Consider the following 19,162-nt stretch of genomic DNA (forward strand, 5'->3'; position numbering starts at 1 on the left):
CCGGCCCCGCCCAAGCCCGCCACCCCGCCGCCGGAGCCGCCGGCCAAGCCGGTGGCGCAGCAGAAGCCGATCGAGGCGCCCAAGCCGAAGCTGGCCCTGCCGCCGCCCAAGCCCAAGGCCCCCCCGCAGCCGCCCAAGCCCGTCGCCAAGCCGGTGGAGGAGGCAGCTCCCCCGCAGGTAGCCAAGAGCCAGCCCACCACCAGCACGCCGAGCACCAGCTCGACGCCGACCCAGGCCAGGACCGCGGCCCAGAGCGGCAGCCCGACCCCGTCGAACGCCGCGCCCAACTGGCAGGGCCTGGTGCGCGCCCATCTGAGCCGCTACAAGAACTACCCCAGCGAGGCCCGCCGGCGCGGCGACGAAGGCAAGGTGGTGATCCGCTTCAGGATCGACGCCCAGGGTCACCTGCTCTCCTGCGAGGTGGAGCAGAGCTCCGGCGTGCGCAGCCTGGACCGGGCCGCCCTGCAGATGTTCCGTCGCGCCGACCCGCTGCCGCCGCCGCCGCCGGAACTGCTCAAAGGCGGCACCCTGGAAGTGGTCGCGCCCTTCGCCTACTCGCTGACCGAGCGCTGACGGAAGGCCCAGGCGCCCGGTCGGGCGCCTGGCTTTACCGGGAGCGAGCGCCGCGCTCAGCCGCGGTCCCGGGATGCCGCACGCGAGCCGGCGGTGACCAGCCGGTACAGGTAGATGCCGACCACCGCCAGGACCACCACCTTCGAGGCCGGGTCGACGTAATCCGCCACCCGGTTGTATTCGGCGTGCAGCAGGTAGCCGGCCAGGGTGAGCACCGTGGTCCAGATCATCGAGCCGGCCAGGGTGTAGGCGGCGAAGGTGCGGAACGGCATGTGCGCGATGCCGGCCGGCACCGAGATCAGCGTGCGGATGGCCGGAACCAGACGGCCGAAGAACACCGCCTTCCTGCCGCCGTGGGCGCGGAACCAGAGGGACGCCTCGCTCACGTCCTGCCCCGACATGGTCAGCCAGCGGCCGAAGCGTTCCGCCAGACGGCGCATGCGGTTCTCGCCGAGCAGCGCGCCGGCGTAGTACCAGGGCAGGGCGCCGATGAAGGAGCCCAGGGTGCCGGCGACGACCACGGCGAAGAAGTTGAAGTCGCCACGCGCCGCCAGGAAGCCGGCCAGCGGCATGATCACCTCGGAGGGGATGGGCGGAAAGAGGTTTTCCAGAAACATCAGGCCGAGGATACCGAGATAGCCTCCCTGCTCGATCAGGCCGGTTATCGAATCGAACACGTTTGAGATTCCTTTTCAGTGGTTGTGGATCGGTGCGCCATTGTCAGGCCTCGCCGGGCTTGAAGCGAGCCTGGACGTACTGCCGCAGGCCGCGCACCAGCTCCTCCTCGTCGACGAAGACCTTGCCGATGCCGGACTGGCGGAACGTCTGGGCGGCATCCCGGCTATCGGTTCGGATCACCACTTCGATGGCTGGGTTCAATGCGCGGGCGGTGTCCGTCATCCGCGCCACGTCGCGCGGCTCGGGAATGGCGATGACCAGCATGGCCGCCTTGACGATGTGGGCCTGGATCAGCGTGGCGGGGTCGCTGGCGTCGCCGGAAACCGCCGCCATCCCCAGGGCGCGGATGGCCTCGACGCGCTCGCGGTTCTGCTCGGCGATGACGAAGGGGATGCCCCGCTCCTGCAGCGCCTCGGCGACGCCGCGGCCGACCCGGCCGTAGCCGACGATCACCACCTGGCCTTCCAGATACTTGTCCTCGGTATCCATCGGCAGGACCGCCAGCGGGTCCTCGCGGTGCTCCAGGCGGCGCGCCTGCGCCGAGTGCTGCAGAACCCACCGCCTGAACGGATCGACCGCGCGGAACAGCAGCGGGTTGAGGGCGATGGAGATGAGCGCGCCGGCCAGCACCAGGCTCAGCCCCTCCTGGGGCAGCAGGCCGAGGGACTGGCCGAGGCCGGCGAGGATGAAGGAGAACTCGCCGATCTGGGCCAGGCTGGCGGCCACGGTGAGGGCGGTGTTCAGCGGGTAGCGGAAGGCCACGACCAGCCCCGCCGCGGCGATCGCCTTGCCGAGCACGATGATCAGCACCACGGCGAGGACGTGCAGCGGCTCCTCGATCAGCACCCCGGGGTCGAACAGCATGCCCACCGCGACGAAGAACAGCACCGCGAAGGCGTCGCGCAGCGGCAGCGTCTCGTGTGCGGCGCGGTGGCTGAAATCCGATTCTCGCATCACCATGCCGGCGAAGAAGGCACCGAGGGCGAAAGACACGCTGAACAGCTCGGCCGCCCCGTAGGCGATGCCGATGGCGGCGGAAACCACCGCCAGGGTGAACAGCTCGCCCGAGCCGGTGCGCGCCACCTGCAGCAGGCACCAGGGCAGCACGCGGCGCCCGGCGATCAGCATCAGCGCGATGAAGGCCGTCACCTGCAGGAGCGTCTGGCCGATGGTGATCCACAGCGGGCGGGCCGGCTCGCCGGCCTCGACGCTGCCGCCGAGCAGACCGGCCAGCGGCGGCATCAGCACCAGCACCAGCACGGTGGCGAGGTCCTCCACCACCAGCCAGCCGACGGCGATGCGGCCGTTCATCGACTCCAGGGTGCCGCGCGCCTCCAAGGCCTTGAGCAGCACCACGGTGCTGGCGCAGGACAGCGACAGGCCGAACACCAGGCTCGCCCCGACGCTCCAGCCCCAGCACAGGGCGACGCCCATGCCCAGCAGGGTGGCCAGGCCCATCTGCACCAGCGCGCCGGGCAGGGCGATCTTCTTCACCGCCAGCAGGTCGTTCAGGGAAAAGTGCAGGCCGACGCCGAACATCAGCAGCATCACGCCGATCTCGGAGAGCTGCGACGCCAGGCCCACGTCGGCGACGAAGCCGGGGGTGCCCGGGCCGAGGACGATACCGGCGAGGAGATAGCCCACCAGGGCCGGGAACTTCAGCTTCTCGGCGAGAAAGCCGAAGAGCAGGGCCAGGCCGAAGCCGGCCGCCAGGGTCGTGATCAGTGAAACGCTGTGCTCCATTTTTTCCCCTAATTGTCGATGCCTGGTCTGCGCCAGTTGCCTGCCGGGTCCGGTTCTTCCCGGTCTGCGCCGGGTTCGGCGGTTCCGACGAATGGTACGTGAAAGCCTCCGGCCGCGCCGCGGGCAAGGATTTCAGGGCATTTCGGTGCCATACGCGCCTTTCCCGCGGCGTTCGGCACCGCCTCGCCGAAGCGGAGGGGCGTCATGTTCTGTAAAGATTCGCCGATTGCCGGGGCCGGTCGGGCCCCATAAGTTAAGACCCGTGACGCCGGGCCCCTCTGACGGTTTGCTGCCGCCATGTCGGAGTCATGTTTTCTTCACTGACGACGACAACGGGAGGGGCTCATGGACACCCTGCAGCAATTTCTCACCGCCGACTTCCTCGGCACCTCGGCCTGGCTCTGGCTGGCCTTCCTCGGCATCGTCTGCGCGCTGCTGGTCTTCGACCTCGGCGTGCTGCACCGCGAACACCGCGAAATCGGAGTCAGGGAAAGCCTGCTGCTGTCGGCCGGCTACATCACCGTGGGCCTGCTGTTCGGCCTCTGGGTCTGGCAGCAGAAGGGCGGCGCCGCCGGGCTGGATTACTACACCGGCTTCCTGATCGAGAAATCGCTGTCCATGGACAACGTCTTTCTCATGGCGACGATCTTCGGTTTCTTCGCCGTTCCGCGCAAATACCAGCACGAGGTGCTGTTCTGGGGCATCCTCGGCGTGATCGTGCTGCGTGCGCTGATGATCGGCCTGGGCGCGGCCCTGATCGCCAACTTCAGCTGGATCCTCTATCTCTTCGGCCTGTTCCTCCTGCTGACCGGCGTGCGGATGCTGTTCTCCAAGGTGGAGGAGGCGCAGAACCTGGACGACAACCTGCTGGTCCGCTACCTGCGGGGACACCTGCGGATCACCGACCGCCTGCACGACGGCCGCTTCTTCGTCCGCCTGCCGGACGCCAGCGGCAGGCCGGTGCTCTGGGCCACCCCGCTGCTGCTGACCCTGATCCTGATCGAATGCGCCGACCTGGTGTTCGCCATCGACAGCGTGCCGGCGATCTTCGCCATCACCCAGGACCCCTTCATTGTCTACACCTCGAACATCTTCGCCATCCTCGGCCTGCGCGCGCTGTACTTCGCCCTGGCCGCGCTGATCCACCGCTTCGCCTACCTCAAGTACGCGCTGGCGCTGGTGCTGGTGTTCATCGGCGGCAAGATCTTCCTGGTCGGCATCATCGGCAAGATCCCCGCGGCGATCTCCCTCGGCGTCACCTTCTCGCTGCTGCTGGGCGGGGTGCTCTACTCGCTGTGGAAGACCCGCGGCGAGGCCGCTTCGTCCGCCGGGCAGCGTTGAGGGGCAGGCGCGGGAAGCGCGGCGGCCGTCCGGCGTCCACACTGGAAGGGGACCCCCAAGCAAGGAGCTGCGCCATGACCACCCCCTACCGACGCCTCGACAAGCGGCAGGCCGCCGTCCTCCTGGTCGACCACCAGACCGGCCTGCTGTCCCTGGTCCGCGACATCGAGCCGGACCGCTTCCGCAACAACGTGCTGGCCCTGGCCGACCTGGCCAGGTACTTCGAGCTGCCGACCCTCCTCACCACCAGCTTCGAGAACGGCCCCAACGGCCCGCTGCTGCCCGAACTCAAGGAACTCTTCCCCGAAGCGCCCTACATCGCCCGCCCCGGACAGATCAACGCCTGGGACAACGCGGACTTCGTCCGCGCGGTGAAGGCCACTGGCCGCAAACAGCTGATCGTCGCCGGGGTGGTGACCGAGGTCTGCGTGGCCTTTCCGGCCCTGTCGGCCCTGGCGGAGGGCTTCGAGGTGTTCGTCGTCACCGATGCCTCCGGCACCTTCAACGAGCTCACCCGTGATTCCGCCTGGAGCCGCATGACCGCCGCCGGGGCGCAACTGATGGGCTGGTTCGCCGTGGCCTGCGAGCTGCACCGCGACTGGCGCAACGACGTTGAGGGGCTGGGCGCGCTGTTCGCCGGGCACATCCCGGACTACCGCAACCTGATGACCGGCTACGACCGCCTGACCGCCGGCAAGTGATCCGCCGGTACGGCGCCCCCGACGCGTGGAAACGCGCCGGGCGGCACCGCTACACTGGTTCCCTCCTTTCCGGCAGACGGATCTCGCCCGATGAACCTGCGCCCCTGGTCCCACGTCACCTCCGCCGGCTTCGCCCTGCGCGGCTGGCATAGCGAACCGAGCGGCAGGCCGCTGCTGCATTTCCTGCACGGCAACGGCTTCTGCGGGCGAACCTACGAGCCGCTGCTCGCCGTGCTGGCCGACGACTTCGACCTCTGGCTGAGCGACGTCCAGGGCCACGGCGAGAGCGACCACGGCGGTCGCTTCCTCGGCTGGAACTGCTCGGCGGAGCTGGCGGTGGAAGCCTTCGAGGCCGGATACGGACGCTTCGGCGAGGTGCCGCGCTTCGCCTGCGGGCACAGCTTCGGCGGCGTGCTGAGCTGCCTGATCCTGGCCCACCGGCCCGAGCTGTTCCGCCGCGCGGCGCTGCTCGACCCGGTGCTGTTCACGCCGGGGATGATCGGCGTCATGGGCCTTTCCGAACTGCTCGGCCTGCACCGCTTCAACACCCTGGCGCGGCAGTCGGCGACGCGCCGCCAGCACTGGCCGGACCGCGCCGGCGCCTATGCCGCCCTGCACGGGCGGGGCACCTTCAGGGGCTGGAGCGACGCGGCCCTGCGCGCTTACGTCGAGTACGCCCTGCGCGATGCCGACGACGGCGGCGTCGAGCTGAAGTGCCGGCCGAGCCGCGAGGTGGAGATCTTCACCTCGTTCCCCCGCGGCCTCTGGGCGGCGCTGGCGCAGGTGCGCGCGCCGACCCTGGTGCTGCACGGCCAGCGCAGCTTCCCCTTCGTGGTCAGGGCGGCCGCTCGTTGGTGCGCCCTCAACCCCCACGTCACGGCCCGGGCCGTGCCCGGCGGACACTGCTTCATGCAGGAGCAGCCGCAGGCGAGCGCCGAGCGGGTGGCCGCTTTTCTGCTGGAAAGAGACTGAGAGGAACGGCCCGCCGGGCGGTAGAATCCCGGAATCGACCGAGGGCCCCGCGCATGACCGATCTCTCTCCCCTGGCCGCCTACCGGCAGGCCGTCGCCCAGCAGGGTTTCCAGCCCGACGCGGCCCAGGCGCAGGCCGCGCAGGCGCTGGAGGACTGCCACCAGGCCCTGCACCGGGACGACCCTTCGTCGCCGGTGCGGGGCGTGTACCTCTGGGGGCCGGTCGGGCGCGGCAAGACCTGGCTGATGGACAGCTTCTACCGCAGCCTGCGCGTGCCGGCCCGGCGCCAGCATTTCCACCACTTCATGCGCTGGGTGCACCGCCGCCTGTTCCAGCTCACCGGCACGGCGGACCCGCTGCTGGCGCTGGCCCGCGAGCTGGCCGAGGAAGTCCGGGTGCTGTGCTTCGACGAGCTGTTCGTCAGCGACATCGGCGACGCCATGATCCTCGGCCGCCTGCTGCAGGCGATGTTCGAGCAGGGCGTGGTGCTGGTCGCCACCTCCAACCAGCCGCCGGAGCAGCTCTACGCCGACGGCTTCAACCGCCAGCGCTTCGTCCCGGCGATCGACGCCATCCAGCGCCACATGCAGGTGCTTGGCGTCGACGGCGGGCAGGACCACCGCCTGCATCCGGGCGCCGGGCACCCGCGCTTCTGGGTCGCCCGGCCGGGAACGCCGAGCGCCCTGGAGGCGGTCTTCGAGCGTCTGGCCGCGGGCCGGCCGGTAGACGACGGGCCGGTCGAGCTGGGGCATCGGCAGCTGGAGGCGCTGCGCCACGGCGAGACGGCCATCTGGTGCCGCTACGCCGCCCTCTGCGAGCAGCCCTGGTCGGCCCTGGACTTCATCGCCCTGTGCGACCGTTTCCCGGCCATCCTGCTCGGCGAGGTGCCGAAGCTCGGCGGCCGGCGGCGGGAAGCCTACATCGCCCGCGGCACCGAGGACGCCAGGGAGCGGGTGGAGGCCGGCGACCGCCAGCTGCCCGACCTGTCGCCGGGGGACAACGGCGTGCGGCGCTTCATCGCCCTGGTCGACGAGTGCTACGACCGCCGGGTGCCGCTCTATCTGGAGGCGCAGGTGCCGCTGGAGGAGCTATACACCGAGGGTTATCTGGAGTTCCCCTTCCGGCGCACCCTCAGCCGTCTGCGGGAGATGCAGCTGGAGCGGTTCTCGCGGGTCTAGGGGATACCGGGCCGGCAGGCTGCCGAAGAGGCCGGTGGGGCTAGCGGCGCTGCTGCTCGTGGCGCTGGTGGTCGCGCCGCCACTGGTCGAGCTGGATGATCTCGGCGGACTTGCCCGGCGCTGGCGCCGGGGCGTGCGGCTCGGGGACGGGGTGGGGCGCCAGCTCGATGCGGGCGACGTGGCGGCCGAACATGACGATCCTGCCGTCGTGGCGCTGCTCGCCGGTGACGGTGAACTCGAAACCGTAGATCCGCGCCAGCCGGCGGCGGCCGCGGGCGTCCGGGAGCAGGGCGAGGCGGCGCAGCGCGACGTTGTCGTCGAGCAGTTCCACGTCCGCTTTCGCGCAGTACTGGCGGACCGCCGCCAGAGCCCGCTCGTTCAGGCCGTGGGCGTGCCACAGCCAGGCGGCGCCGGCGCCCAGCAGCATCAGGATGAATAGATTACCCAGAGTCAGCATGATCGGTTTGCTCGTGGAAACGGTCCCAGCTTAGCCGATATGCCGACCGGCGCCGTGCGTTCCGTCGCTTGGACTTCAGTCCTTGGACGAGGCTTCCTTGATCTGCCGGTAGCGCTCCTCCAGATCGTGGCGCAGCTCGCGGCGGCGCTTGGCCTGCTCGTAGCGGCGCTTCTCCTGCTCGGTCTCGGGGCGCAGCGTCGGTACCGCGGTCGGCTTGCCGTCCTTGCCCAGGGCGACCATGGTGAAGAAGCAGCTGTTGGTGTGGCGCACCGCGCGGGTCGGGATGTCCTCGGTGAGCACCTTGATGCCGATCTCCATGGAGGAGGTGCCGGTGTAGTTGACCGAGGCGTGGAAGGTCACCAGCTCGCCGACGTACACCGGCTGGCGGAAGACCACCTGGTCCACCGAGAGGGTCACCACGTAGCTGCCGGCGTAGCGGGCGGCGCAGGCGTAGGCGACTTCGTCCAGGTACTTGAGCAGGGTGCCGCCGTGCACGTTGCCGGAAAAGTTGGCCATATCCGGCGTCATCAGCACGGTCATCGACAATTGGGCATTGGGTTGCATGGGTACTTCGGCTCCGGAAAAACAGTGCGGAGGCCTAACCATACCGGACTCCGCTGCGTCGTGCTGCAGCTTGCGCCCGCAGGCGGGCGGAAAGCGGGCGGTCTTCGACTAATCGACGACCTTGAAGCGCAGCACGCCGATCAGCTGGCCGGCCTCGGTCTGCACGCGGACCTCCCAGTTGCCCAGCGGATCGCCGGGGAAGTTCCGCTTGTGGCTCCAGGCCCGGTAGCCCTCCTTGCGCCCGCCGCTGATGTCCAGCGGGATGCGGTCCCGTTCCTGGCCGTTCTGCCGCCAGACGTGCCAGATGCGCTCCTTCAGCCCGCGCGGCACGTTGATCTCGGTGTAAGCGTACAGGCCGTGGCTGCGCAGCTCGGCCAGCGAGACCCGCTTGAGGCCGCGGCCGGGGGCACGGTGGCGGTCGTCCAGCTCCAGGCTCACCGCCACCTGGTTCAGCCACAGGGTGGCCGGCGGCACCCAGGTGCGCGCCAGCCAGCCGGCGCCGCCGAGCGCCGCGACCAGCGCGAGCAGCGCCAGCTTGCGCCGCCAGCCCTGGCCGCGCTGCGCGCCGAGCAGGCTGGGAAAGGCCAGCAGCGTGGAGATGGCCAGGGCCAGCTCGTAGCTCTGCGGCGTCGCCAGGTGGTAGATCAGCGGCAGGGTGGTGAGCAGCACGGCGAACAGGGCCAGGCTGTGGAAGGCCATCAGCGCCCAGCGCTGCTCGCCCAGCCACTTGTAGTACAGCGGGTCGATGATCGAGACCAGCGCGGCCAGGCAGAGCAGTCCGGTGAACAGCGCCTGGCCGCTGTTCCAGGTGGTGGTGGTGAGGAAGAAGGGCAGGACGAAGAACAGGCTTTCCTGGTGGATCATCTGCGTCGCGTAGCGCAGCAGCGAGCGCGGCAGGGTCAGGCCGAAGCGCTGGCTGATGCCGCGGGTCACCAGGTTTTCCAGCAGCAGCCAGACCCAGCCGGCCAGCATCACCACGGCGAGCACGCCGGCCAGGCTTTCCTTGCGCTTGACCAGCAGGAAGCTGGCGATGCCGGAGGCGAAGCCGAACAGGGCGAGCAGGCGGGGGTAGCGGCTGGCCAGGGCGATCAGCTGCTGCAGGCGTTGTTTCCAGGGCGGCATGTCGGTCGGAGTCGGGTCGATGGCGAAAAGGAGGTACGAGTTTAGCGGCGAAGTGCCTCCGCCGGGCGGCCGGCGATCCGCGAGGCGTCGGCGATGCGGGCGCTCGGGGGCGGGGCGGTCAGTGGTCGAGGATCTTCGAGAGGAATTCGCGGGTCCGCTCGGCGCGCGGCGCGGCGAAGAACTGGTCGGCCGGCACGTCTTCGAGGATGGCCCCGCGATCCATGAAGATGACGCGGTCGGCCACCCTGCGGGCGAAGCCCATCTCATGGGTCACGCACATCATGGTCATGCCTTCCTGCGCCAGCTGCACCATGACCTCGAGCACCTCGCTGACCATCTCCGGGTCCAGCGCCGAGGTCGGCTCGTCGAACAGCATGACCACCGGGTCCATGGCCAGGGCGCGGGCGATCGCCACCCGCTGCTGCTGGCCACCGGAGAGCTGGCCGGGATGCTTCTGCGCCTGCTCGGCCAGGCCGACCCGGGCGAGCAGCGCCATGCCCTTGTCCCGGGCCGCCTCCCGGCTGCGGCCGAGCACCTTGATCTGGGCGAGGCAGAGGTTGTCGATGACCGACAGATGGGGGAACAGCTCGAAATGCTGGAACACCATGCCGACCCGCGCGCGCAGCCTCGGCAGGTCGGTCTTCGGATCGGCGAGCGAGGTGCCGTCGACCCGGATGTCGCCCTGCTGGAACGGCTCGAGGCCGTTGACGCACTTGATCAGGGTCGACTTGCCGGAGCCGGACGGGCCGCAGACCACCACGACCTCGCCCTTGCCGACGGCGGTGCTGCAGCCGTCCAGCACCCGGAAGTCCCCGTACCATTTGCTGACATTGCGGATCGAAATCATGTCGCTGACCTTGTCTGCAGACGCCTGACCAGCTGCGAGGCGGCGAAGCTGATGATGAAGTACACGAGGCCGGCGACCAGCAGGAATTCGTGGGGCCGGCCGATGATGTCGCCCTGCGAGCGGGCGGCGTTGAGGAAGTCCATCAGGCCGACCGTGTACACCAGCGAGGTGTCCTGGAACAGGATGATGCTCTGCTGCAGCAGCAGCGGGGCCATCTTGCGCAAGGCCTGGGGCAGGACGACCAGGCGCATGCACTGGCCGTAGCGCATGCCGAGCGCCAGGGCCGCATTCATCTGGCCTTTGGGCACCGACTGGATGCCGGCGCGGACGATTTCGCAGAAGTAGGCCGCCTCGAACAGGACGAAGGCCGCCAGACAGGAGGCGAAGGCGCCGACCGGGGTATCCTCGCCGGTGATTTCCCGCAGCACGAAGGGCACCGCGAAGTAGAACCAGGTGATCACCAGCAGCAGCGGGATGGAGCGGAAGTAGTTGACGTAGGTGGCGGCGAGGGCGGCCGCCAGCCGGTTGCGCGCCAGGCGCATCATCGCCAGCAGGGTGCCGAGCAGCACGCCGCCGAGCACCGCCGGCAGCATCAGCTCGAGGGTCGTCCGCATGCCTTCCAGGAGCACCGGCAGGGCGGGGAGAATCGCGCCGAAATCCATCACCGGCCTCCCGCGGCGATCAGGCCCGGCACCGCGACCCGCTTCTCGATGGCCCGCATCAGCAGCATCAGGCTCATGTTCAGGCTGAAGTAGATCAGCGTGGCCAGGGTGAAGGCCTCGAACAGGTTGGCGGAGAACTCGGCGGTCTGCCGGGTCTGCGCCAGCAGCTCCATCAGGCCGATCAGCGAGGCCACCGAGGAGTTCTTGAAGATGTTGAGGAACTCCGAGGTGAGCGGCGGGACGATCAGGCGGAAGGCCTGCGGCAGCAGTACGTGGCGGTAGATCTGCGGCAGGCGCAGGCCCAGCGCGCGGGCGGCCGCGGTCTGGCCCCGGGGCAGGGCCTGGATGCCGGTGCGCACCTGCTCGCAGACCCGGGCGGCGGTGAACAGGCCGAGACAGAGCGTCACGCTGAGGAAGGCCGAGGCGGCCGGGCTCAGATCCTGCTTGAACCAGACCTGCAGCGGCTCGGGCAGGAAGTCCGGCACCAGGAAGTACCAGACGAACAGCTGCACCAGGAGCGGCACGTTGCGAAAGAGCTCCACGTAGGCGCCGGCGATGCCGGGCAGGACGCGACCGGGCAGGGTGCGCAGCACGCCGAGCAGGGAGCCCAGCGCCAGGGCGACGAGCCAGCCGCTCAGGGCCAGCGCCACGGTCCAGCCGAGGCCGGTGAGGTACCAGTCCAGGTAGATCTCGTCGCCGATCCCGGTGGGCTTGAAGAAGATGCCCCAGTCCCAGTTGTAATCCATGGACAGTCGCTCCGGTGGCAGGCGGCTAGCGTTCTTCGGCCGACTTGTCGGTCGGCTCGGCGATCAGCCGCTTCAGTTCGGCGCTCATCGGGAAGTTCAGGTTGAGGTTCTTCGGCGGAATCGGCTGGAGGAACCACTTGTCGTAGATGGCGTCGATCTCGCCGGACTTGAAGGTGGCGACCAGGGCGTCGTCGACGGCCTTCTTGAACGCCGTGTCGCCCTTGCGCAGCATGCAGCCGTAGATCTCGAAGGACTGCGGCGTGCCGACCACGGTCCAGTCGTCCGGGTTGCGGGCCTTGGCCATTTCCCCGTAGAGCAGGGCGTCGTCCATCATGAAGGCCGCGGCGCGGCCGGATTCGAGCATCAGGAAGGATTCGCCGTGGTCCTTGGCGGCGATGATGTTCATGCCCATCCGCTTCTCTGCGTTCATCGCCTTGAGCAGGCGCTCGGAGGTGGTGCCGGCGGTGGTCACCACGTTCTTGCCGGCCAGATCGGGGAAGTCGTTGATCCCGGAGGTCTTCTTGGTCAGCAGGCGGGTGCCGACCTCGAAGATGCCGACGGAGAACGCCACCTGCTTCTGGCGCTCGAGGTTGTTGGTGGTGGAGCCGCACTCCAGGTCGACGGTGCCGTTCTGCACCAGCGGGATGCGGGTCTGCGAGGTGACCAGGTTGTAGCGCACCTTCAGCTCCGGCAGGCCGAGCTGCTGCTTGAGCGCCTCGACCACCTTCAGCTGCAGGTCGTGGGCGTAGCCGATCGGCTGGCGCGAGGCGCCGCCGAGGTAGGAGAAGGGGATGGAGGCGTCGCGGTGGCCGAGGGTGATGGTGCCGGACTCCTTGATCTTCTTCAGGGTGCCGGTGAGTTCGTCGGCCCGGGCCACGGTGGCCAGGCAGGCGCAGAAGAGAAGCGCGAGGGTTGTCTTCGCTGGAAGTCGCATGGATGGGCCCTGTTGTCTGTGTTCGATCCTGGGAGCAAAGGTAGCGAAAGTCGGCCGGCGCGCGAAAGCCGTCTTCGCGCGCCGGCCTGCTCCAGACCTGCCAGAGACGTGCCAGGATGGGCGTTGTCGCAGGGCGAATGGCGGGCCGCGCTCAGCCCTCGCTGGCCAGCGGCCCGATCAGCCGGCTCAGCTCGCCGTCTGCCGGCGCACCCTCGTCGGCGCCGCCCGCCACCAGCGCCTGGGCTTCCAGCACCACGTAGGCGCTGCTGCAGAACAGCGAGTTGAGCCGCTTCATGTCCTCCAGCAGCTCCAGGTGGGCGGAGCTGGTTTCGATGCACTGCGCCACCTGGCGGTGCAGGCGGTCGACGTGGGCGTGCGCCAGGCGCCGTTCGAGGGCACGGAAGCCGCGCTTGCGGCGCAGCAGCTGACGCGCGCTGGCGGCGTCGCCGGAGAGGAACACCGACAGGCCCAGGCGCAGGTTGGCCAGTAGCTCGCCGTGCAGCAGCGACAGCTCCTCCAGGTCGCTGCGGGTGAACGCCGGCTGCCGCTCGGTCTTCGGGTGCTGCACCTTGCCTAGCATCTTCTCGATGATGTCGCCGGCCTGCTCCAGGTTGATCGCCCACTCGATGATCTCGGCCCAGCGTCGGTCCTCGTTCTCGGCCAGGGCGCCCCGCGGCAGCTGCGCCAGGTACAGCTTGACCCCGGCGTAGAGGGCGTCGACGTCGTCGTCGAGGCGGCGGATGGCCTTGCCCAGCTCCGGCTGGCGGCCCTGCAGCACGGCCAGCAGGTGGTCGAGCATGCGCTCCACCAGATCGCCGATGCGCAGGGTCTCGCGCACCGCGTTGGCCAGCGCCAAGCTCGGCGTGGGCAGGGCGCTGGAGTCCAGGTAGCGGGGCCGGGCGACCCCTTCCTCGCGGGCCTGGTCCGGCAGCAGGCGGGTGCACAGGCGCGCCATCGGGCCGACGCTGGGCAGCAGCAGCAGGCAGCGCAGGCTGTTGTAGGCCAGGTGGAAGCCGATCACCCGGTCCTGCGGGCCGAGCGGCAGGGTGGCCATCCAGGCCGCCAGCGGGTCGAGCAGCGGCAGCACCAGCAGGCCGAGCAGCTTGTACAGCAGGTGGCCGAGGGCGACCCGCCGGCCGCTGGCGATCTGCGTGCGGCTGTTGAGGAAGGCCAGCACGCCGCTGCCGATGTTGGCGCCGATCACCAGGGCGATGGCCACCGGCAGGCCGATCAGCCCGGCGCCGGCCAGGGTCGCGGTGAGCAGCACGGCGGCCAGGCTGGAATAGGCGATCAGCGCGAACAGGGCGCCGACGCAGGTCGCCAGCAGGATGTCGCCGTTCAGCGAGGCGAACAGCAGCTCCAGCACGGGGGCGTGGGTGATCGGCTCGCTGGCCTCGACGATCAGGTCGAGGGCGAGCAGGATCAGGCCGAGGCCGATGGCCACCCGGCCGAGCTGACCGGCCCGGCTCTGCCGGCGCGAGAGGAACAGGCTGACCCCGGTCAGCAGCAGCAGCGGCGACAGCCAGGACAGGTCGACGGTCAGCACCCGCGCCATCAGCGCGGTGCCGACGTCGGCGCCGAGCATCGCCGCCAGCGCCGGGGCCAGCGCCATCAGCCCGGAGGCGACGAAGGAGCCGGCCAGCAGGGCGGTGGCGTTGCTGCTCTGCACCAGGGCGGTGACGCCGATGCCGGCGAGGAAGGCCAGCGGCGTTCGGCGCATGCTCTGGCCGAGCAGCCGGCGCAGGGAGGCGCCGTAGACCCGGAGGATGCCGGTGCGGACGATGTGGGTGCCCCACACCAGCAGGGCGATGGCCGAGAGCAGATCGAGCAAGGTCACCATGATCGGGCCTCCCTGGCGGCGGAATGGCGGAGTGTCGCGGACGCCGGCGCGCCCCTCCACGGTGGACCGCGGGCGGCGCGAAGGCGTTCGGTGGGTCTTGTCACAGTTCGGTAATGCGCCAGGACAGGGTGCAGCAGCGTTCGCGCCCACGCAAGGGTGGCCAGATGGTCCGAAGGTCTTGTCGTTTTGTCTGGGCTAGGCGCGGAACTCCGGGCCACTCTCCTCCGCGGCGTGCTCCAGGCGAATGCGTAGGCTCAGGTCGGTGCGCGAGTCGGCATGGCGGACCGCTTCTTCCGCGCTGATCCGGCCGGCCTCGTGGAGCTGGAACAGGTGCTGGTCGAAGGTCTGCAGGCCCGGCTCCGGCGCCTCGGCGATGGCCTGGCGGAGCTCGCGCAACTGGTCGCGCTGGATCAGGTCGCGCAGGTGCGGGGTGCTCAGCAGCAGCTCCACGGCCATCGCCCGGTGCCGGTCGAGCCCCGGCACGGGGCGCTGGGCAACGATCGCCAGCAGGTTCTGGGCGACGTCGGCGAGCACCTGGCCGCGGGCGTTCTCCGGGAAGAAGTGGACGATCCGCTCGATGGCCTGCGGCGCGCCGGTGGCGTGCAGGGTGGCCAGGCACAGGTGGCCGGTCTCGGCGTAGTGCAGGGCGTGCTGCATGGTCTCCAGGTCGCGGATCTCGCCGATCATGATCACGTCCGGCGCCTCGCGCAGGATGTTGCGCAGGGCGGCGGCGAAGCTGTGGGTGTCCAGGCCGACCTCGCGCTGGTCGATCAGCGAGCGGCGGTGCCGGTGGACGAACTCGATGGGGTCCTCAATGCAGAGGATGTGGCCGCTGCGGCTGCGATTGCGCTGCTCCAGCATGGCCGCCAGGGTGGTCGACTTGCCCGAGCCGGCGGCGCCGACCACCAGGATCAGCCCGCGGTCGCGCAGCGCCAGTTTCTCCAGCACCGGCGGCAGGCCGAGTTCGGCGATGCTCGGGATCTCGCTCTTCACGTAGCGCGCCACCATCGTCAGCTCGCCGCGCTGCAGGTAGAGATTGAGGCGGAAGCGGCCGATGCCTTCCAGGTCGACCGCCAGGTTCAGCTCCTTCTCGCGCTCGAACTCGGCCCGCTGCTCCGCCGACAGCAGCGGCCAGACCAGCCGGCGGACCTCGCCCGGGGCCAGCGGCGGCGTCTCCAGCGGCTGGCAGGCGCCGTCCTGCTTGAGGTGCGGCGGCGCGCCGACGCTGAAGAACATGTCCGAACCGCCCCGCTCGGCGAGCCGGCGGAGCAGGGGAGTGATGTCCGGGGAATCGGAGGGGGTGGGCATGCGGCGCTCTCTCGCTCGGAATATGGCCCGATGATGGTGCAGCCGTCGGTCGGCGGCAAACCCGCGACACGAACTGACGCACGCTTCGGGCAGAATGACGGTGCCTGTTATCCTTATCCGTTCGTTCCCCAGCGAGTCGCCCATGCTCAGCCTCTATCACGCCCCCGACCTGGAAACCCTCGGCGAGCTGGCCACCACCCTGCTGGCCCAGCCGCAGAGCGATCCGCTGGCGCCGGCGCGGGTGGTGGTGCCGAGCCAGGGCATGGGCCGCTGGCTGACCCTGGAACTGGCGCGCAAGCAGGGCATCGCCATGCAGCTGGATATCCAGCTGCCGTCCAGCTTCGTCTGGGACCTGTCGCGTCTGGTGCTCGGCCAGTTGCCCGAGCAGTCCGCCTTCACGCCGGCGACCCTCGGCTGGCGCCTCTACGATTGGCTCTGCGAGCCCGCGCAGCTGGCCCTGGCGCCGCGCCTGGCGCACTACCTGGACGGCGGCGACGAGCGCCGGCGCCTGGCGCTGGCGGGGCGGATCGCCGACGTTTTCGACCAGTACCTGCTCTATCGCGACGACTGGCTGGCCGCCTGGGAGCGCGGCGAGCGCCTCGGCCTCGGCCCCGACGAGGACTGGCAGGCGCTGCTCTGGCAGGAGCTGACCAAGGACGGCCACCCGCACCGCGCGCGCCTGCTCGACGACCTGCTGCACCGCCTGTACTCCCCCGAGCCCATCGCCGGGCTGCCCGAGCGCCTGCTGCTGTTCGGCATCAGCAGCCTGCCGCCGCACCACCTGCGGGTGTTCGACGGCCTGGCCCGGCACACCGAGGTGATCGTCTTCGCTCTCAACCCCTGCCGCGAGGCCTGGGGCGAGATCCGCGACGTCCGCGAGCTGGCGCAGCAGCCCGGCGCGGACGACGGCGACTGGTACCTGGACATCGGCAACCCGCTCTTGGCCAGCCTCGGCAAGCAGGGCCGGGACTTCTTCGACAGCCTGTTCGCCCTGGCCGGCGAGGGCGCCGGGCAGGAGATCGGCCTGTACTCGGCGGACGAGGACCTGGCCGACGACAGCCTGCTGCACGCCCTGCAGAACGACATCCTGCGCCTGCGCGCCCGCCGGCCGGAGGAGCGCCTGGCCCTGGGCGAGGACGACCGCTCCCTGGAACTGCACATCGCCCACTCGCCGCTGCGCGAGGTGGAGATCCTCCACGACCAGCTGCTCGCCCGCTTCCAGGCCGATCCCGGCCTCAGCCCCGACCAGGTCGTCGTGCTGACCCCGGACATCGAGCGCTACGCCCCCTACATCGAGGCGGTGTTCGCCTCCCGCGACGGCCGCGGCGTGCCGCGCACGAGCGCCCCGCGGACGGCCGCCCCACGGATGGCCGCCCCACGGATGGCCGCCCCACGGATTCCCTACAGCCTGGCCGACCGCAGCCTGCGCGCCGAGGTCCCGCTGATCGAGGCCTTCCTCGGCCTGCTCGGCCTGCCGGAAAGCCGCTTCGCCGCCGAGGAGATCCTCGCCTGGCTGGAGCAGCCGGCCATCGCCCGCCGCGCCGGCATCGAGGAGGAGGACCTGCCGCTGCTGCGCGACTGGCTGCGCGAGGCCGGCGTGCGCTGGGGCCGCAACGGCGCCCACCGCGCCCGCCTGGGCCTGCCGGACGACGCCTCCTTCACCTGGCGCCAGGGTCTCGACCGCCTGCTGCTGGGCTTCGCCGCCCCGCCGCAACTGGCCGGCCAAGAGGCGCCGCTGCTCGGCGACTGCTGGCCGCTGGACGCCCTGGAAGGCGCCCGCGCCCAGCTGCTCGGCCGGCTGGTCGGCTTCGTCGGCCAGCTCGCCGCCCTGGCCGACGACCTGCAGCGGCCGCGGCCGCTGGCGGATTGGGCCGACCGCCTGCAGCAGCTGATCGACGAGCTGTTCGACGAGAGCGAGGCCGGCGACACCCTGCTGCTGCTGTCCCAGGCCTGCGCCGCGCTGCGCGACCAGGCCCAGGCCGCCGGCATCGAGCGGCCGCTGAAGCTGGCCCTGGTGCGCCAGGAGCTGACCGGCGCCCTGGAGCAGGGCGGCGGCGCCTCGGGCTTTCTCACCGGCGCGGTGACCTTCTGCACCATGGTGCCGATGCGCAGCCTGCCGTTCCGCCTGGTCTGCCTGCTCGGCCTCGACGACGGCGCCCTGCCGCGGCGTACCCCGGCCGCCGGCTTCGACCTGATCGCCCGGCACCCGCGGCGCGGCGACCGCGCCCGGCGCCTGGACGACCGCTACCTGCTGCTGGAAACCCTGCTCTCGGCCCGCGAGGCGCTGTATCTCAGCTACGTCGGCCGCGACCCGCGGGACAACGCCGAGCTGCCGCCCTCGGTGCTGGTCAGCGAGATCCTCGAGGCGGTGGACCAGACCGCCGTCTGCGGGGACTCCGCCAGGGCCAGCGAGCGCATCGTCGTCGCCCATCCCCTGCAGCCCTTCTCGCCCGGCAACTTCGAGGACGGTCGCCGCACCGGCTTCGCCGCGCCCTGGTTCCGCGCCGCCCGGCGCCTGGCCGAGCCGCCGGCGACGCCCGAGTCCTTCGCCTCGCCGCTGCCAGAGCCGGACGCGGACTGGCTGACCGTCGAGCCGTCGCTGCTGCTGAAATGCTTCCAGAACCCGGCGCGCTTTCTCCTCGAACAGCGCCTCGGCCTGCGCCTGGCCGACGCCGAGCAGGCCATCGCCCCCGACGAGCCCTTCGCCCTCGAAGGCCCGGCCCGCGGCGGCCTGCGCCGGCTGGCCCTGAGCGCGGTGGAGCACGGCTGGAGCGAGGCCGACGAGCGCGCCGTGGCCCGCGCCGCCGGCTGGCTGCCGCCCGGCGAGCTGGGCTACGCCCTCTGGGGCCGGGAGCGCGGCCCGGTGCGCGCCTTCGCCCCGCGGCTGTTCGACGCCCGCCCCGAGGCCGCGCCGCAGCCCCTGCCGGTGGATGCGAACCTGGCCGGGGTGCGCGTGCACGGCTGGCTCGACGGCGCCACCGCCGAGGGCCTGTTCGACTGGCGGCTGACCCGGCCCGGGCCCTGGGACCTGCCGCGCTTCTGGCTGCGCCACCTGCTGCTGAACCTGTCGGCGACCGCCGGGATCGGCCGGGAAAGCCGGCTGCTGTCGCCGGCTGGCGACTGGCGGCTCGGCCCGCTGGACGATGCCGCCGAGTTGCTCGAACCCTGGCTCGCCGCCTATCGCCAGGCCCTCTGCGAACCCCTGCCGCTGCTGACCCGCGCCAGCCACGACTTCGCCCAGGCGCTGGCCTCGCCGGGCGCGCGGAGCCAGAAGCCGCCGGTCGAGGCCGCCCGCGCCAAGGCCCGGGTGGCCTGGGAAGGCAGCGAGTTCGGCCTGGCCGGCGAGTGCTGCGACCCCTGGTACGCCCTGGCCTTCCGCGACCGCGATCCGCTGGACGCGCGCTTCGAGGCGCTCGCCGAGCGACTGCTCGGCCCGGCGCTGGCGGCCCTGGCCGGGGAAGACGAAGCATGACGGGCAGCCGCGCTTCCATGACCG

General features: G+C 70.7%; 17 protein-coding genes. 6 read left to right on the forward strand and 11 right to left on the reverse strand.

The features are described 5' to 3' along the window. The coding region (locus tag ACFOJE_RS10960) for an energy transducer TonB (protein ID WP_377814382.1) at positions 1–573 on the forward strand (573 nt) is incomplete at its 5' end. Positions 574–629: 56 nt separating this feature from the next. Here the strand turns inward: ACFOJE_RS10960 and ACFOJE_RS10965 are convergent. Next, entirely contained in the window at positions 630–1,250 is a 621-nt protein-coding gene (locus ACFOJE_RS10965) for a DedA family protein (RefSeq protein ID WP_377814383.1), read from the reverse strand. Between the two features lie 43 nt (positions 1,251–1,293). Beyond that, positions 1,294–2,994 (reverse strand): YbaL family putative K(+) efflux transporter, encoded by a 1,701-nt coding sequence (ybaL, locus tag ACFOJE_RS10970; protein ID WP_377814384.1) that lies wholly within the window; start codon positions 2,992–2,994, stop codon positions 1,294–1,296. Positions 2,995–3,339: 345 nt separating this feature from the next. On the opposite strand from ybaL, the gene ACFOJE_RS10975 reads away from it, so the two are divergent. The 4 genes from ACFOJE_RS10975 to zapE all read left to right on the forward strand — a co-directional run bounded on the left by ACFOJE_RS10975 (position 3,340) and on the right by zapE (position 7,186). After that, a complete protein-coding gene (locus ACFOJE_RS10975) occupies positions 3,340–4,335 on the forward strand; it encodes a TerC family protein (RefSeq protein WP_377814385.1) in 996 nt (331 codons plus the stop codon). Between the two features lie 74 nt (positions 4,336–4,409). Next, positions 4,410–5,036 carry an isochorismate family cysteine hydrolase YcaC gene (ycaC, locus tag ACFOJE_RS10980; protein WP_377814386.1) on the forward strand — a complete coding sequence of 209 codons (627 nt, stop codon included), beginning with the start codon at positions 4,410–4,412 and terminating at the stop codon, positions 5,034–5,036. A 90-nt stretch (positions 5,037–5,126) separates the two neighbouring features. After that, positions 5,127–6,008 (forward strand): alpha/beta fold hydrolase, encoded by an 882-nt coding sequence (locus ACFOJE_RS10985; RefSeq protein ID WP_377814387.1) that lies wholly within the window; start codon positions 5,127–5,129, stop codon positions 6,006–6,008. Between the two features lie 53 nt (positions 6,009–6,061). Beyond that, positions 6,062–7,186, forward strand: a complete 1,125-nt coding sequence (gene zapE, locus ACFOJE_RS10990; RefSeq protein ID WP_377814388.1) for a cell division protein ZapE — start codon at positions 6,062–6,064, stop codon at positions 7,184–7,186. Positions 7,187–7,226: 40 nt separating this feature from the next. Here zapE and ACFOJE_RS10995 read toward each other — a convergent pair whose 3' ends face one another. The 9 genes from ACFOJE_RS10995 to ACFOJE_RS11035 all read right to left on the reverse strand — a co-directional run bounded on the left by ACFOJE_RS10995 (position 7,227) and on the right by ACFOJE_RS11035 (position 15,666). Beyond that, positions 7,227–7,643 carry a DUF3301 domain-containing protein gene (locus ACFOJE_RS10995; protein ID WP_377814389.1) on the reverse strand — a complete coding sequence of 139 codons (417 nt, stop codon included), beginning with the start codon at positions 7,641–7,643 and terminating at the stop codon, positions 7,227–7,229. 75 nt (positions 7,644–7,718) lie between these two features. After that, positions 7,719–8,207, reverse strand: coding sequence for an acyl-CoA thioesterase (locus tag ACFOJE_RS11000; protein WP_377814390.1), 489 nt, complete (start codon positions 8,205–8,207; stop codon positions 7,719–7,721). A gap of 108 nt (positions 8,208–8,315) precedes the next feature. Then, positions 8,316–9,329 carry a DUF5924 family protein gene (locus ACFOJE_RS11005; RefSeq protein WP_377814391.1) on the reverse strand — a complete coding sequence of 338 codons (1,014 nt, stop codon included), beginning with the start codon at positions 9,327–9,329 and terminating at the stop codon, positions 8,316–8,318. A gap of 118 nt (positions 9,330–9,447) precedes the next feature. Beyond that, a complete protein-coding gene (locus ACFOJE_RS11010) occupies positions 9,448–10,176 on the reverse strand; it encodes an amino acid ABC transporter ATP-binding protein (protein WP_377814392.1) in 729 nt (242 codons plus the stop codon). Further along, the gene (locus tag ACFOJE_RS11015) at positions 10,173–10,841 is read right to left on the reverse strand and encodes an amino acid ABC transporter permease (RefSeq protein ID WP_377814393.1); all 669 of its coding nucleotides are present in this window, start codon (positions 10,839–10,841) and stop codon (positions 10,173–10,175) included. Before ACFOJE_RS11015 ends, ACFOJE_RS11010 begins: the two co-directional genes overlap by 4 nt. After that, positions 10,838–11,584 (reverse strand): amino acid ABC transporter permease, encoded by a 747-nt coding sequence (locus tag ACFOJE_RS11020; protein WP_377814394.1) that lies wholly within the window; start codon positions 11,582–11,584, stop codon positions 10,838–10,840. Before ACFOJE_RS11020 ends, ACFOJE_RS11015 begins: the two co-directional genes overlap by 4 nt. A gap of 25 nt (positions 11,585–11,609) precedes the next feature. Next, complete coding sequence (locus ACFOJE_RS11025) at positions 11,610–12,518, reverse strand: glutamate/aspartate ABC transporter substrate-binding protein (RefSeq protein WP_377814395.1); 909 nt, start codon at positions 12,516–12,518, stop codon at positions 11,610–11,612. A 151-nt stretch (positions 12,519–12,669) separates the two neighbouring features. Beyond that, a complete protein-coding gene (locus ACFOJE_RS11030; protein ID WP_377814396.1) occupies positions 12,670–14,358 on the reverse strand; it encodes a Na/Pi cotransporter family protein in 1,689 nt (562 codons plus the stop codon). Positions 14,359–14,553: 195 nt separating this feature from the next. Then, on the reverse strand, positions 14,554–15,666 hold the full coding sequence (locus ACFOJE_RS11035; RefSeq protein WP_377814397.1) for a PilT/PilU family type 4a pilus ATPase: 1,113 nt from the start codon (positions 15,664–15,666) through the stop codon (positions 14,554–14,556). Between the two features lie 142 nt (positions 15,667–15,808). Here ACFOJE_RS11035 and recC point away from each other — a divergent pair, with 142 nt between their 5' ends. Beyond that, entirely contained in the window at positions 15,809–19,138 is a 3,330-nt protein-coding gene (gene recC, locus ACFOJE_RS11040; protein WP_377814398.1) for an exodeoxyribonuclease V subunit gamma, read from the forward strand. Positions 19,139–19,162: the final 24 nt, after the last annotated feature.

The organism is Azotobacter bryophylli (assembly GCF_042643485.1).
Lineage (GTDB): Bacteria > Pseudomonadota > Gammaproteobacteria > Pseudomonadales > Pseudomonadaceae > Azotobacter > Azotobacter bryophylli.